The sequence below is a fragment of the Roseateles sp. GW821-FHT09H11 genome (genome assembly GCF_059415845.1).
Window position 1 is genome coordinate 1,034,252 of sequence record NZ_JBWKOA010000001.1, and the last position, 14,748, is coordinate 1,048,999.

The window sequence follows — 14,748 nt, forward strand, 5'->3', positions numbered from 1 at the left end:
CGCGGGCGAGGGTCGCCCGCATGGTGGTCCTCCGCAAGCCGAGCGATGATCCGGGACGCCGTTCGCCGCGTAAGAGCGTCCATGGGCCCCCTGCGACGCGACGAACCCCCCTCGGCTCCGGCCACCCCGCCGGACGCCGCGTCCGTGTCATCGTCCCCTGCGTCGACCGCCGTGTCGGCCGCCAGGTCCTCGCCGAAAGCCCGCCACTTGAAGATCGTCCCGATCGATCCCGACCGCAGCGCGTCGCCGCCCCCCACCGGGGACGACTGGCCGGCGCTGATGCGCCGCGTGGCCGAGCTGCGGGACCGGGAAGCCTTCGGCCGGGTGTTCTCGCACTTCGCGCCGCGGGTGAAGAGTTACCTGATCCGCACCGGCAGCACCGACGGCGCGGCCGAGGACCTGGCGCAGGACGCGCTGGTGATGGTCTGGCGCAAGGCCGCGCTGTTCGATCCGGCGCAGGCGGCCCTCTCGACCTGGATCTTCACGATCGCACGCCGGCTGCGCATCGACGCCGCGCGGCGCCATCAACTGGACGGCGCCGGCGACGAATGTTTCGAATTCGACCGGCTCGAGGCCGATCAGCCCGGTGTCGCCGACCACGTCGAGGCGACACGGCTGTCCCGTCGCGTGCGCGAGGCGCTCAACCGGCTCCCGCCCGAGCAGGCCCAGGTCTTGCGCCTGTCCTTCTACGACGACGAACCGCATGCCCGCATCGCGGCCGAACTCGGCCTGCCGCTGGGCACCGTCAAGTCGCGGATCCGGCTGGCCGTGGCGCACCTGCGCCGGCTGGTCGATCTCTGATGTCCCGAATCCCGTTGCCCTCCCCGACCATGCTGCCGCCCCTCGACATCCGCCATCACCCCGCCGACGAGCTGCTGCTCTCCCTCGTCAGCGGCGCGCTGCCGATCGGTCTGCAGCTGGTGACGGAGACCCACCTGGAGCTGTGCCCGGCCTGCCGGGAGCGCGTGGCGATGCTGCGCGCCCTCGGCGGCGTGGTGCTCGAGGAACAGCCCGAAGCGCCCCTGCGCGAAGACGCGCTGGCGAGGGCCTTCGATCGCATCGATCAGCTGGAGCAGGCCGAGCGCGCCGCGGGCACCCCGACGCCGCGCAAGGTGCCGGCCCCGCCGCCGCTGCCCGCGGGCGCGGTCTGGCCGAAGGCCCTGGAAGGCTGCAGCGCGACGCGCTGGCGCTGGATCGGCCCTGGCATGCGCTGGAGCCGCGTGACGGTGCCGGGCTCGCCGGAAGCCAACGTCTTCCTGCTGCGCATCGGCGCCGGCAAGTACCTGCCGCAGCACACGCACCGCGGCACCGAACTGACGCAGATCATCTACGGTCGCTTCCACGACGGCCGGGCGCTGTTCGGGCCGGGCGACTTCGACCTCGCCGACGGCGAGGTCCACCATCAACCGGTGGTGCAGGACGGCAGCGAGTGCATCTGCGTGGCGGCCGTCGAAGGCCGCCTGCATTTCGACGGGCTCATCGCCCGCTGGTTCGGATCGCTCGTCGGCATGTAGCCGCGGTGATCGCCGCGCCGGCGCCAGAGGCGACGCCGCTGACGATCGCGCCCCAGACCAGGTCGATGGCGGTCACGTGCCAGGGCCAGTCGCGCAGCGTGGCCTGGTTGGTGAAGTCGTAGGTCGCGTAGGCGAGGAAGCCGAACAGCGCGCCGCGCCAGAGCGCCACGATCGGATGGCCCTCGGCCAATGCGGGCGCCACGGCGAAGAACACGAGTCCGACGATGTACAGCGGATAGAACACCGCCACGGCGCGCCAGTCGACCGTGGGCGCCATCAGGTGGCCGATGGCCGGTTGATAGAGCGCGCCGGAAGTGGCACTCAGCCAGACCGCGTCCATCGCCAGGAAGACAACCAGCGTCATCAGGTAGGCCAGTGGCCAGCGCCAGGCCGGCGCGCGCGTGGGGATGGGATCTTCTCGCAAGCTCATGGGGGTCTCCGGTTCAAGGCAGGCGGTACGTCAGCACGCGATCGCCCTTGACCTGCGCATCGAGGCCAAGCCATCGACCATCCGTCCGATCACGCCACAACGTGAGCACCTGACGGGCCGGCGCGGATTTGCCGGACGAAGGCGCCGTCGACGTGATCCGCCACCTCGACGCGTCGACGTCGCGGCCGCCTGCGGGGATGGCCGCGTCGGGCAGGCGCTCGATGTGGACTTCGTCCACCTCGCCGGTCTGCGGATTCAGCAAGCGCTGCTGACGAATCAGCGCGGGATTCCAATACGCGTAACTCATGAGGCAGGCCGGCTCGCCGGGCATGGCGGAGGCCAGACGCCGATCGACTTCGACCGGCTTTCCGTCGTCGTCGGTGCGGCTGCGGATCTCCTGCAGGCAATCGCCGCGCCAGCGCTCGCGGGCCTCGTGGCGATAGCGGAAGACGTTGATGCCGAGCAGCCTCACGTCGAAGGCGGCGTTGCTGGTGACCTCGCGCGCCTCGGCCGGGCCGTCGACGGTGAAGCGATGCGTGCCGATCGGCTTGCCATCGAGGCGCACCTCGAAGTTCCAGCTCTCGGCCCGGGCCGGCGCGGCGGGCCCGACGGCGCCCATGGCCACAAGGGCGACGAAGGCCGCAGCAGCAGCAGCAGCACCTGGGGATGCTCGCGGCGATGGTGCCGAACTCATTGCCGCACTCATTGCCGCGGTCATCGCACGTCTCCGCGCTTCGGCGGCCACGGGATGAAGGCGCTCGTGCGCGCGATGTAGTCGCGATAGGCGGGGCGGCGCTCGCCGATGTCCTTCTCCAGCAGCGTGACGCCGGAAACGCGCAAGAGCAGGAAGGTCATCAACAGCGGCGAGGCCAGCACCCACGCGCCCGCCCATCCGCCGGCGACCCACCCCATCACGCCAAGGCCCCACCACACGCAGGTTTCGCCGAAGTAGTTGGGGTGGCGCGAATAGCGCCACAGGCCGCCGTCCATCACCCGCCCGTGATTGGCCGGATCGCGGCGGAAGCGCGCGAGCTGCGCATCGGCGACCGCCTCGACCAGCAGACCGCCCGCCGCCAGCGCGGCACCGAGGCTGTCCCACACGCCCCAGGGCACCCTGCCCGCTTCGCCTGCCTCGTTGCTGGCGACCAGCATCGGCCAGCTGACGATCCATCCCAGCACCGCCTGCAGCAGGAACACGAGCCACAGGCTCTTGAGCGCGAAGTTCGGCTGGTTGCGTGCCCGGATGGCTTGATATCGGCGGTCCTCGCCGTGGCCCCAATTGCGCACCGTCACGTAGACGCCGAGCCGCAACGCCCACGCGACCGTGATCGCCAGCATGACCTGGGCACGCGCGTCGCCGCCGGTCTTCCACACATAGAACGCGACGGGCACCGCGATGAACGCCGACCAGACGCGATCGGCAAGGCTCGCATCCCGCAGCGGGATGCTCGCGAGCCAGGTCGGCACTGCGATGGCGACGGCGATCAGCAGGCCGGTGAGACCCAGCGCGGGCAAGGCCGGCAGCGATTCGACAACTGACATGGCGTCGGCCTCAACGTCGGGGAGCGAAGAGGTAGTGACTGACCCACCACTGCTGCCCGCGGTCGTAGCCGAACAGTTCCTCGACGGACAACAGGAAGAGCCGCCAGCGCTGCCACCACATCGGCGCGTCGGCGGCGCCGTAGACCGACTCGAACATCGGCCACAGGGCGCTGCGATGCGCGTCGAAGCGCTCCAGCCAGGCGGCGGCCGTGCGCGCGTAATGGCGCCCGTCCCAGCGCCAGCGGTCCAGCAGCGCAAGGTCGTCCTGGCACAGCAGCGCGAGGTCGTCGCTGGGCATCATCCCGCCGGAGAAGAAGTACTGGCTCATCCAGTCGGTGGCGTCGCGGACCTCGAAGGCGTACGGCGCCTCGCGGTGCGCGAAGACATGCATGAAGAAGCGGCCGTCGTCGCGCAGCCAGCCGGCGACCTTGCGGAAGGCGCGCGGCCAGTTGCGCAGGTGCTCGAACATCTCCACGGACACGACGCGGTCGAAGCGACGGTCCAGGCTGCCGTCCTCGCCGAACGCGTTGAAGTCGCAGGTCATCACGCGCAGGTTGTGGAGTCCACGCGCCTGGGCCTGCCCCTCGATGAAGGCGCGCTGCGACGCGGAGTTCGACACCGCCAGGATCTCCGCCGCGGGGAACCGCGCCGCCATCCACAGGCTCAGCGAGCCCCAGCCGCAACCGAGCTCGAGGATGGACTGCCCGTCGGCGAGCCCGGCGCGCGCCGCGGTCTCCTCGAGCGCCGCCTCCTCGGCGGCCTCGAGCGTGTCCACGCCCTCGGGCCACCAGCAGCAGCTGTACTTGCGCTGCGGGCCGAGCATCGCCTCGAACAGCGTGGCAGGCAGCTCGTAGTGCTGCTCGTTGGCCTTCTCGGTCTGCACGGCCAGCGGCGCGGCGCGCAGCGAGGCCAGGAAGGCCTGCGTCAACGCCGCGGCCGTCTCGTGGTCGTGGTGATGCGATTCGTCGAGCCGCTGCCGCAGCAGGCGGCGGATGCCCAGCCGCACGGCGGCCTCGGGCAGCAGGCCGCGCTCGGCGAGCCGGACGGCGATCGAGGAGATGTCGAGATCCATGGAGACGACCGGAAGCAGAGGACGCTCCCTATACGCAGGAAGCGGCGATCTGGATCTCCGGCGTCGACCGATGCGTCGTCGGCTGCGGCCTGGTCGGCCGATGTTTCGTCGGCTGCCGTGTCGTCGGTTGCTGCTTCGTCGGCTACTGCGGCGTGAAAACGAGATTCGCCGACACGTAGCTGATCGGCATGAACACGCCGCCGCCGACATACTGCAGCTGCAGTGTGTCCGCCTGCCCGCCGGACAGCGAGCCGGTCACGCCCGGCGTCGTCGATGACCGGCGCACGCCCCCATAGAGCGCGCCGCCGGACTTGCCGGCCAGCAGGGTCAGGCCGTTCGCGCTGCTGGCCACGGCCGTCCAGGCGCCGGCGTCGGCCGTGGGCCGCCAGGACTGCCCGCCGTCCGGCGATTCATACAGCGCGCCGCCGCTCGTGGCCGCCACGACATAACGGCCGTCCGACGAGGTGGCGATCCCGCGCCAGTCGCGGCTCGTCGTCACGGCTTCCCAGGTGGTGCCGAAATCGTCGGAGCGCCAGATGGCGCCGGTGTCGACCGTCGCGTACTGCCGCTGGCCGTCCGCGGACACCGCCGTGCCCCACCAGAACTGGGCCGAGGCCCGCGGGGTCCAGGTCACGCCGAAGTCGGTCGAGACGTACAGCTGCGCGCCATTGGTGCCGGCGACCAGCACGCGCCCGTCGGCCGATGAACTGACGGTGCGCCAGGCGCGATTGCTGTCGCGTGCCGTCCAGTTGGTGCCGCCATCGGGCGACGTCCAGATCTGTCCGAGGTAGGCCGTGGCCACGAGGCGCTGGCCGTCCGCCGAACTGGCGACGGCGGACCACGCGCGGCTGCTGCCATCGTCGGACCAGCTCAGGCCGCCGTTCGTCGACAGATAAAGGGCGCCCCCGTTGGTCGACGCCAGGATCCGCAGTCCGTCGGAGGACATCGCGACACCGGACCAGGTCTGGCCGACGAGCCGCAGCGTCCATTGAGAACCGGTGTCATTGGAGGTATAGAGCTCGCCGGACGCCGAGGCGGCAACCTGCCGCGTGCCGTCGGCGGACACGGCGGTCGCGGCCCAGGTCCCGGTCGGCGCCTGAGGCGTCCAGGCCACCGTGTTGCCCCCGGGCAATCCGAGGGTCGAGATCCGCTGGCCGGCGTTCTGCGCGATCGTCCAGCCGCCGGCGCCGACTCCGGTGACCTTGATCCAGTCACCGACGACCGGAGAGGCCGGCAGCGTGATGACCACGGAAGCGTTCGAATTCGCCAGATAGCCGGTGTTCGATGCGGCCTGCACGGCGGCGCCGGTCACCTCCACCCAGCGCGTGTCGGCCGGGGCGGCGCTGCAGACGTAGGACGTGGCGGTGACTTCGCCGGCGTCCAGCACGCCGTTGCGGTTGGCATCCTGCCCCGACTGCACGCGCTGGCCGCCATAGGCGCAATTGGCGCCGGCCGATTCCGCGACGACCGCGACCAGGGCGTCGAGACCGGAAGACCCCGAGGGGCCGGTCGGGCCGGTCGGGCCAGTCGGGCCAGTCGGGCCGGTGGGGCCCGTAGGACCGGTGGGGCCTGCGGAGCCATTCGATCCGTTCGAGCCATTGCTGCCGTCCGCCCCACGGCAGACATAGGCGACGCTGCTGGCCTCGCTGTCTTCCAGCGCGCCATTGCCATTGGCATCCAGGCCGGCCAGCACGGCCGAGCCGCCTTGTGCGCAATTCGCGCCGGCGGCTTCCGCGCGGACGCGGACCAGCATGGCGGGCCCCGCGGCGCCGGGGGTGCCGGGGGTGCCGGCCAGGCCGTTGCAGACGTACTGCGTGCTGGACACCTCCGCGTCGGAGAGCATGCCATTCGAATTGGCGTCGCTGCCGGATTCAATGCGCGTGCCGCCCGCGGCACAGTGACTCCCTGCCGGTTCCGCGGCGACGCGCACCAAGGTCGCGACCGTGGTGCCGGGTGTTGCCTCCGGTACCGCATCCGGCTCGGAGCCGCCGCCACAGGCTGTCAGTGCCGTGGTGGCGCCCGCGATCATGGCCAGGATAAGCAGACGGGATGAACGGGTGGATGGCACGCCGCGCGCGCGACGGTCGGTGATGGCATGGAGCATGGCGGACTTCGATGCGCCTTCAGCCGCCGCACCATGCGACGCTCCCCCTGAGGCGCGAAACGCCGGAGTATCTTCAAGCGCCGGCCAGATTGGCGAACCACCCCTTCCGGCGGTAGGAAAAGTTACAGAAACTGTCGTGCGTCCGCCGCAGATGACGACCCGCGTGGCGGACCCACTTCGGCTTCATCGACTGGCTCGTTCTCCGGTACGCGTGGACGCGGACTGGGCGATCACGTCGCCGGCGTCTGCGCGACGAAGGCGCAGGGATGCGGTGTACGACAGACCGACGGTTTGGCACTGAAGCGATGCGCACCATCGCGTGCGTTCCATTGTTTGGTCGCTCCAAACACTGATTGTGCGGACTGCCTGTTTATCGGCGACCGCCGGATTCCTAAAGTGACTGCATCCGCAACCCCCTTGAAGGAACTCCGCTCATGCCCACCCGCGACGTCGTCTCCCCGCCCGACCGCCACGCCCTGTACGAGCTGCACCGCTATTCCCCCGCCATCCGTTCCAACGGCCTGCTGTTCGTGTCCGGCCAGGTCGGCAGTCGCGCCGACGGTTCTCCCGAGCCGGAGCTTGACGACCAGGTGCGTCTCGCGTTCAAGAACCTCAACGCCATCCTCGCCGCGGCCGGCTGCAGCTTCAAGGACGTCATCGACGTGACGGTCTTCATGGTGGACCCGCACACCCATTTCGAGCGCGCTTGGGAAGTCGCCGCGGAGTTCTGGGGCGAGGCGCCCTACCCGACCGCCACCGCGATCGGCGTCACGTGGCTTTCAGGCTTCCAATTTGAGATCAAGGTCATCGCCAAGCTGCCGGAAGCCACGCCCGCCTGACGCGGAGATGGAGCGGCGATGTCGCGGCGATGTCGCGGCGATGTCGCGGCGATGTCGCGATAGCATCCAGCGCCCGTTCCCGCATGCGCAGCCGATGGCTGTCGTTTCGCGACTCGCCCCTCACCGGGTGGGTCGCGAGCGTCACGCACATCCACGCGGCGGGAGATCTTGCGAACTGAATGCCCACGATGACCAGCCCTGCGCGACGCCTCGCCCGTCCTGAAGACCTCGAACCGGTCTTCGCGATCTACGCCCATCCGAAGGTCGTTCCCTACCTCACGTACGAGCCGATGGAGCTTGCGTCCTTCGTGCCGATCTTCGAGGAGCTCGTGCGCAGCGGCGCCTTCTGGATCTGGGAAGTGGATGGCGCAATCGGCGGCTTCTACCGGGCCACACGTTATCCGGGTCGCGTGAGTCACGTGCTCCTGCTGGGCACGCTGGCCGTCGATCCCGCACGCCATGGACAAGGCATCGGCCGGGCCATGATCGACGACGCCCTCCGCCACTTCCGCGCCGACGGCATCCGCCGCGTCGAACTCTACGCCGAGGCCGACAACGAGCAGGCGCTGGCGTTCTACAGGCGCCTCGGGTTCGTGGTGGAAGGAACGCTCAGGGACTTCTACAAGCGCGCGGATCAGGCGCACTACGTCGATGAGCATGTGCTGGGCTTGCTGCTGGTCTGAGTCCGATCTGACGGACTCGAAGCTCCGCGGCGCTCAACCGGCGATGACTGCCTTCGCGTAGGTCTCCCGCTGGATCTCGACGACCTCGACGGACACCTGGATGTGAAGTTCCGACGTGGCCGGAATGCAGGCCACCAGCGCCTTCAAGGCGATCGCCCCCATCTCGCGCCGCGTGTCGTCGCTGCGCCCGGTCAACACGGAGAGCGTGCCGGCCACGAACGCACGGCCGCGCGCTTCCACGCCGACGAGAAACTGCTCCGCCTGGAACGCCCGGCTCTTGATGTCGATTTCCTCGAAGTGACCCGACTCCGCGAGCGCGGCGTTCACCGTGGTGAGGCAGCGCCCCACGTCGAGGTCGGTCAGGTTGGCGCTGTGATGAAGCGTGAAGTGAGGCAAGGCAATCTCCAGGGTTGAGCCATGATAGGTCTGGCTGTTTTTCAGCGTCGCCAGCGCCGCGAAAGACCTGTCCCCGACGGGCCCTCTGACGGCTGCGTGCATACTTGGAACGGTCAGCCCCTGGACCCGCTTCATGACCGACCGCCCCCTCCCCGCCGACCGCCCGCAGACCCTGGGCGAAGAGATCGCCAACGCCATCAGCCATGGCCTGGGCGCCCTGCTGGCGATCGCCGCCCTCCCCATCCTCGTGATCCGCGCGATGAACCACGGCGAGGTGGCGGACGTCGTGGCCGCGGCCATCTTCGCGTCCAGCGGCATCCTGCTGTACGGCATCTCCACGCTGTACCACGCGCTGCCCGCGAAGCTGGCCAACGGGCGGCTGAAGGCATGGCTGATGCGCCTGGACCATGCGGCGATCTACGTCTTCATCGCGGGCAGCTACACGCCCTTCACGCTGGGCGTGCTGCACTCGGGACCGGGCGTGACGCTGCTGATCGCCGTCTGGGCCGCGGCCGCCTTCGGCGTGACGATCAAGCTGCTGAACCGGCTGCGCCACCCGCTGGTGTCCACGGCGCTCTATCTCGCCATGGGCTGGGTGGTGGTCTTCGCCATCGGGCCGTTGATCGAGCGCACCCCGGGGCCAGGTCTTGCGCTGCTCGTGGCGGGCGGCCTGAGCTACACGCTGGGCGCTTTCGTTTTCCTCCTCGACAACAAGCTGCGCTACGCACACTTCGTCTGGCACCTGTTCGTGCTGGGCGGCAGCGTCTGCCATTTCTTCGCGGCGCTGTTCTACGCCTATGCGTAAGGCGGCCTGCCTGCTCGCAGCCGTGGCGCTTGCAACCGCGGGTGCGGCGCGGGCGCAGTCCGTTCACCCCAGCATCCCGGATGCCGACCTGCCGGCCCTCATCGCCAAGCTGGACCAGCGCCACTTCGACGCCTTCAACCATTGCGACACGGACACGCTGCAGGCGCTCTACGCGCCGGACGTCGAGTTCTTCCATGACCTCAACGGGCGCGTCATGAACCGCGATCAGTTCATCCAGGCCGTCCGGAAGAACATCTGCGGCAAGCTGCAGCGGCGCGTGCTGGAAGGCACGATGGAGGTCTACCCCATGGCGAAGATCGGCGCCCTTCAGATGGGACGGCACTGCTTCGTGAAAGCCGGCGAGGCCGACTGCATCCAGCAGGGACGCTACTCCATCCTGTGGCGCTTCGACGGAACGAACTGGCAGATCGCCAAGGTGTTCAGCTACGACCATCGGCCGATGACGGGCAGCGCCGCACCGGCGCCATGACGCGGTGGCATCGATCAATGACGGGAAGGGGGCGCTGCGTCGCCCCACCGTCACAGCATCTGCTACCTCACTGAACGAAGTCCCGGACAGGCGCCGGACATCCGGCGGCCACGGACGACCGGATTCCTTGTCCCCTGCTTGAGGTTCCGGCCACTTGTCCGTCCTCGACCGCCCATCTCGTTCACCTTGGCAGGACGGCGTGTTGTTGCTCGCCGTCCCCAAGGGGGAGCGCGATGGACGAGTTGTTCAAGGGCCTGCTGACTGCAGGCACAGTGTTGCTGGTGATGGCGGCGGCGCGCCACGGCGGGCGCCGGGTGGCAGGTCTTGTCGCCGCGCTGCCGACGATCACCGCGCCGACGCTGGCCTGGCTGGCGCATGACGAAGGCATGGCCTTCGCGATCAGCGCCGCGATCGGCAGCGTCGCCGCCTGCGCGATGCTGGCGGTCTTCGCGCTGGGGTACGCACGCGCCGCCCGCTACGGCGGCGCCGCTGTCGCGCTGGCTTGCGGGCTGGGCGGCGCGATGGCCATGGCGCTGCCGGCGAAGGCGGCCAGTGCCGACCTCAGCGCCGCGTTGATGCTCGCGCTCGGCAGCTGCGCCGTCACCTTCGTGGCGATGCCCCGACTCGGGGCGGAGATCGTGTCGCGTCAGCGTCTCCCTCCACGGTCCGCCCAACGCCTCTACTCCCGGCACGACCCCCGGCACGACTCCCGGCCCTTCACCCGATCTGGCAACTCGATGTGGCGCTCGATGTGGCTCGTCGCCGCGATGGCGGGCGCGCTCACCGCGATCGCGACCCTCATCGGTCCGGCCATGGGCGGCTTCGCGGCCGGGTTGCTCTCGTCGCTGCCGCTGATCACCGGCCCGGTCGCCATGGCCGAACACGCCAACGGCGGACACCGCGCCGCAGCGCACTTCCTGCGCGGCTACGTCGGCGGGCTCTTCGGCAAGGCGGCCTTCGGCACCGTGTTCGTCCTGCTCGCTCCCCACACGGGGGCCCTCGCGGCGCTGTCCCTCGCCTGCGCCTGCGCATGCCTGCTGTCGACCGTGCGGCTGCGCCCGCCGCTTCCGGGCGCCGCCTCGCTGCCGATGCCGCCGATGCCACCGATCGCCCGCGCCTCACGCCGGACGGAGTGACACCAGATGAAACAAGCCCGTCAGAACTCGGGGACGCGCCGCCGTCCGGGCCGCGCGGAGCGCGCGCTACCATGGCCGTCACCAACCTCGTTTTGGACGGAACCACGGCATGGGGGAAGTGACGCAGTTGATCGGACGGGCGCGCGAAGGCGACCGCGGCGCGTTCGACAGGATCTTCGAGCTGCTCTATCCCGAGCTCCGGCAGGTGGCCCACCGGCGGCTCTCGCGCGGTTCCGGCGATGGCCTGATGGCGACGACGGCGCTGGTCAACGAGTGCTACCTCAAGTTCCTGCAGCGCGATTCGCTGACGCCCTCGGACCGTGGCCACTTCCTGGCCTACGCGGCCACGGTGATGCGATCGATCGTCGTCGACGCGGCGCGCCAGGCGAAGACGGACCGCCGCGGCGGCGACGCCGAACAGGTCACGCTGAACTCCGAGCTCATCGGCGCCCTCCCCGCGGCGTCCGACGAGATCCTGGCCGTGCATGCCGCGCTGGAGGACCTCGGCCGTGTCGACGAGCGGCTGGGACGCGTGGTCGAGATGCGCTACTTCGGCGGCCTCGAGGACGAGGAGATCGCCGAAGCGCTGGGCCTGTCCGCGCGCACCGTGCGCCGCGACTGGGACAAGGCCCGGCTGCTGCTGGCCCACGCGCTGCGGGACTGACGGCGCCGTCGCGGGTCGGATGAACGCATGACGACCCTCTCAAGATTCGAAGGCGACTGGCCCGCGATCAGCGCGTTGCTGGACGAGGCGCTCAACCTCTCGCCGACCGCGCGCAAGGCCTGGCTCGAAGGCCTGATCGGCGAACACGCCGTGCATCGCGAGGCGCTGCGCGCCCTGCTCGCGCATCAGGCCGAGGTCGAGACCGATGACTTCCTCGACACGCTGCCGCGCCTGTTCGCGGCGGACGGCCCGGCCGACAGGCCCTTGCCCTTCGACGGCGTCCTTCCCGGCAGCAGCGTCGGCGCCTATCGGCTGATCGCCGAGATCGGCCGCGGCGGCATGGGCACGGTGTGGCTCGCCGAACGGGCGGACGGCCTGATGCACCGGCGCGTCGCGCTGAAGTTGCCGCGCCTCGTCTGGGGCGACAGCCTGGCCGAGCGGATGGATCGGGAAAGGGAGATCCTCGAGACGCTCGAGCACGAACACATCGCCCGCCTGTACGACGCCGGCATCGACGCGCAGGGCCGGCCGTTCCTGGCGATGGAGCATGTCGACGGCGTGCCGATCGACGCGTACTGCCGCGACCGGGCGCTGTCGGTGCGCGAGCGGGTCGCGCTGCTGCTGCAGGTGATGGCGGCGGTCGGGCATGCGCATGCGCGACTCGTCGTGCATCGCGACCTCAAGCCGAGCAACGTCCTGGTGACGCCCGACGGCAAGGTGAAGCTGCTGGACTTCGGCATCGCCAAGCTGCTCGAAGGCGACAGCACGCAGCGCACCGCGCTGACCGAGTTCTCGGGCCGCGCGTTGACGCTGGACTACGCCAGCCCCGAGCAGATCCGCGGCGACCCGCTGGGCACGCCCAGCGATGTGTACAGCCTGGGCGTGGTGGCCTACGAGGTGCTGGCGGGTGTACGGCCGTATCGCCTCAAGCGCGGCAGTGCGGCGGAGCTGGAAGAGGTGATCGCCTCGGCGGACGTCCCGCGGGCCAGCAGCGTTGCCAGTGCCGGCAGTGTCGCCAGTCGCCATGGCGCCAACAGCGCCAACAGCGCAAGCAGTGCCAGCACTGCCAGCGGGAGCTCGGATCCGTGGGCCGACCGCTCGCTGCGCAGGCAGCTGCGTGGCGACCTCGATGCGATCCTGGACCACGCGCTGAAGAAGTCCCCCACCGATCGGTATCCGACGATGGATGCCTTCGCGCAGGACCTGCGCCGCTGGATGGCCGGCGAGCCGGTGCAGGCGCGACCCGATGGCGTCGCGTACCGCCTGGCCAAGCTCGTGCGACGACACCGCCTGCCGGTGACGGCCGGCGCCATCGCGACGGTCGCGCTGATCGCCGGCGCGTCGGTCGCGCTGTGGCAGGCCCATCAGGCAGGACTGCAGACGCAGCGCGCGCAGGCCGAAGCGGCCACCGCACAGGCCGTGCAGGGCTTCCTGGAAGGCGTGTTCCGCGCGAACACGGCCGACCAGGCCAACCCGGCGAAGGCCCGCGACACGACCGCACGCGAGCTGCTGGACCGCGGCGCCGAACGCATCAATGCCGAGCTCAAGGACGCGCCCGCCGCACGACTGCGGCTGCTCACCGTGCTGGCCTCGATGTACCAGGACCTGGGTCTGAACGCGCGCGAGATCGACCTGCAGCGTCAGCGCCTGAGCGTGGCGCGCGAGCTGCACGGTCCGGCCAGCGACGAGGCGGTACTGGCGATGGCGGCGTTGGCCAACGCATTGGCCCTGGACAGCAAGCGGGAGGAAGCCGCCGCGCAGTTGAAGGAGGCCACGGCCCTGCTGGATGCGCGCCAGGACAACAGCTCGCCGACGCGGCTGCAGGTGGAGATCGGTCAGGCCTCGCTGAACCGGCGCGCGGAACCGGAGCTGGCGATGGCCTTCGCCGAGCGCGCGCTGGCGATCGCCCGCCGCGGCCACTCCAACGCCGACCTGCTGCTGGTGCTGCACATCCTGGGCGATGCGGCCTTGTACGACCGGTCGTTCGAGCGCGCGCAGGCGGCCTACACGGAAGCCGTCCAGCTCTGCGAAGCGCATCCGCCGCTGGGGGCCGGCGAGCTGTCGCTGCTCTACGAATTCCTCGGCCACTCCCAGCGCGCGCTGGGCCGATACGCCGAAGCCGAGACCAGCATGCGCAAGGGCGTGGCGGCGGAGGTCGCGCGCAACGCCAACGCGGTGCGCGTGGCGGAGACGCAGACGCACCTCGCGATCTTCCTCAACCTGGGCGGGCGCTTCCGCGACAGCCTGACGGCGCTGGCGCCGGCCTGGCGCTGGAGCGAGACCGCGCCGGCCGATCTTCCGCAGCGCCGCTGGGTCCGCATGTGGCAGGCGCGCGCACTGGCGAACTACGGCCAGACGCAAGCCGCGCTGGCCGTCAGCAGCGACGACGTGGCCGTGCTTGGAAAGCCCCACCCGGCTGACGGCATGGACGAGCAGGTGCTGACGGACCGCGCATTGGCGTTGACGAGCCTCGGCCGATTGGCCGAAGCGCAGACCTTGCTGGAGCGCCAGCGGCAGGCCACCCCCGCCGGCAAGCCGACGGGCAGGCTCTATAGCCTGGCGCTGCGACGCTGGCAGGTGCAAAGCGGTCAGGCGCGCGAGGCGCTGGCGGGCCTACAGGCGCAGCGCGCCGCGAGAAAGGTGCCGCCCGCCCCAGCCGCCAGCGAGCCCGTGACGGAGCAGGTCGAGTCCGCCTGGCTCGAACTGAACGCCGGTCATCTCGACGTGGCGCAAGCGCAGGCGCAGCAGGCGCTCGCCTCCATCGACAGCGGCGGGCATGCCGACTACCAGCGGGACAACCAGGCCATCGCCACGCTGGTGCTGGGTCAGTCCTTGCTCCAGCAACGCAAGGCCGAGGCCGCCGCGCCGCTGCTGCGGGACGCCGTGCGACTGCACCGGCTGCTCTACGACCCGGCGCTGAGCCCCGCCGTGGCCGATGCCATCGACGCATTGGCGAGCGCCGAACGCGCGCTGCGCAACGACGCCGAGGCCAACCGGCTGATGGAGCAGGTCCGCACGATCCGTGCGGCGCAGCGAAAGCCGGTCGAGCGGCCATGATGCCGGGCAGCGGGCG

15 protein-coding genes are annotated in these 14,748 nt (G+C 70.4%); 9 read left to right on the forward strand and 6 right to left on the reverse strand.

The genetic code is table 11. The features are described from left to right. Window positions 1–207 precede the first annotated feature (207 nt). Window positions 208–801 carry a sigma-70 family RNA polymerase sigma factor gene (locus AC07PR_RS04155; RefSeq protein ID WP_483106148.1) on the forward strand — a complete coding sequence of 198 codons (594 nt, stop codon included), beginning with the start codon at window positions 208–210 and terminating at the stop codon, window positions 799–801. Further along, a complete protein-coding gene (locus AC07PR_RS04160) occupies window positions 801–1,514 on the forward strand; it encodes a ChrR family anti-sigma-E factor (RefSeq protein WP_495134498.1) in 714 nt (237 codons plus the stop codon). Before AC07PR_RS04155 ends, AC07PR_RS04160 begins: the two co-directional genes overlap by 1 nt. Here AC07PR_RS04160 and AC07PR_RS04165 read toward each other — a convergent pair. The 5 genes from AC07PR_RS04165 to AC07PR_RS04185 form a co-directional block, all read right to left on the reverse strand. Beyond that, complete coding sequence (locus AC07PR_RS04165; protein ID WP_495134499.1) at window positions 1,477–1,944, reverse strand: DUF2177 family protein; 468 nt, start codon at window positions 1,942–1,944, stop codon at window positions 1,477–1,479. The two genes, AC07PR_RS04160 and AC07PR_RS04165, sit on opposite strands and share 38 nt — an antisense overlap. 13 nt (window positions 1,945–1,957) lie before the next feature. Continuing rightward, window positions 1,958–2,689: a DUF6134 family protein gene (locus tag AC07PR_RS04170; RefSeq protein ID WP_495134500.1), complete on the reverse strand. Its 732-nt coding sequence runs from the start codon at window positions 2,687–2,689 to the stop codon at window positions 1,958–1,960. Continuing rightward, on the reverse strand, window positions 2,659–3,486 hold the full coding sequence (locus AC07PR_RS04175) for a DUF1295 domain-containing protein (protein ID WP_495134501.1): 828 nt from the start codon (window positions 3,484–3,486) through the stop codon (window positions 2,659–2,661). The genes AC07PR_RS04170 and AC07PR_RS04175 overlap by 31 nt, the downstream gene beginning before the upstream one ends. A 10-nt stretch (window positions 3,487–3,496) precedes the next feature. Next, complete coding sequence (locus AC07PR_RS04180) at window positions 3,497–4,558, reverse strand: SAM-dependent methyltransferase (protein ID WP_495134502.1); 1,062 nt, start codon at window positions 4,556–4,558, stop codon at window positions 3,497–3,499. A gap of 142 nt (window positions 4,559–4,700) precedes the next feature. Then, entirely contained in the window at window positions 4,701–6,662 is a 1,962-nt protein-coding gene (locus AC07PR_RS04185; RefSeq protein WP_495134503.1) for a WD40/YVTN/BNR-like repeat-containing protein, read from the reverse strand. 434 nt (window positions 6,663–7,096) lie between these two features. Here AC07PR_RS04185 and AC07PR_RS04190 point away from each other — a divergent pair, with 434 nt between their 5' ends. Further along, window positions 7,097–7,501, forward strand: coding sequence for a RidA family protein (locus AC07PR_RS04190; RefSeq protein WP_495134504.1), 405 nt, complete (start codon window positions 7,097–7,099; stop codon window positions 7,499–7,501). Window positions 7,502–7,689: 188 nt separating this feature from the next. Further along, window positions 7,690–8,184 (forward strand): GNAT family N-acetyltransferase, encoded by a 495-nt coding sequence (locus AC07PR_RS04195; protein ID WP_495134505.1) that lies wholly within the window; start codon window positions 7,690–7,692, stop codon window positions 8,182–8,184. Window positions 8,185–8,217: 33 nt separating this feature from the next. Here AC07PR_RS04195 and AC07PR_RS04200 read toward each other — a convergent pair whose 3' ends face one another. Continuing rightward, entirely contained in the window at window positions 8,218–8,682 is a 465-nt protein-coding gene (locus AC07PR_RS04200; protein ID WP_495134506.1) for a 5-carboxymethyl-2-hydroxymuconate Delta-isomerase, read from the reverse strand. A gap of 31 nt (window positions 8,683–8,713) precedes the next feature. Between AC07PR_RS04200 and trhA the strand changes: the two genes are divergently transcribed. The 5 genes from trhA to AC07PR_RS04225 all read left to right on the forward strand — a co-directional run bounded on the left by trhA (window position 8,714) and on the right by AC07PR_RS04225 (window position 14,732). Further along, the gene (gene trhA, locus AC07PR_RS04205) at window positions 8,714–9,385 is read left to right on the forward strand and encodes a PAQR family membrane homeostasis protein TrhA (protein WP_377155414.1); all 672 of its coding nucleotides are present in this window, start codon (window positions 8,714–8,716) and stop codon (window positions 9,383–9,385) included. Window positions 9,386–9,407: 22 nt separating this feature from the next. After that, on the forward strand, window positions 9,408–9,875 hold the full coding sequence (locus tag AC07PR_RS04210; RefSeq protein ID WP_495134507.1) for a nuclear transport factor 2 family protein: 468 nt from the start codon (window positions 9,408–9,410) through the stop codon (window positions 9,873–9,875). 233 nt (window positions 9,876–10,108) lie between these two features. Further along, window positions 10,109–11,011 (forward strand): hypothetical protein, encoded by a 903-nt coding sequence (locus AC07PR_RS04215; protein WP_495134508.1) that lies wholly within the window; start codon window positions 10,109–10,111, stop codon window positions 11,009–11,011. 109 nt (window positions 11,012–11,120) lie between these two features. Beyond that, the gene (locus AC07PR_RS04220; protein WP_377155417.1) at window positions 11,121–11,675 is read left to right on the forward strand and encodes an ECF-type sigma factor; all 555 of its coding nucleotides are present in this window, start codon (window positions 11,121–11,123) and stop codon (window positions 11,673–11,675) included. A gap of 27 nt (window positions 11,676–11,702) precedes the next feature. Further along, entirely contained in the window at window positions 11,703–14,732 is a 3,030-nt protein-coding gene (locus tag AC07PR_RS04225) for a serine/threonine-protein kinase (RefSeq protein WP_495134509.1), read from the forward strand. Window positions 14,733–14,748 lie beyond the last annotated feature (16 nt).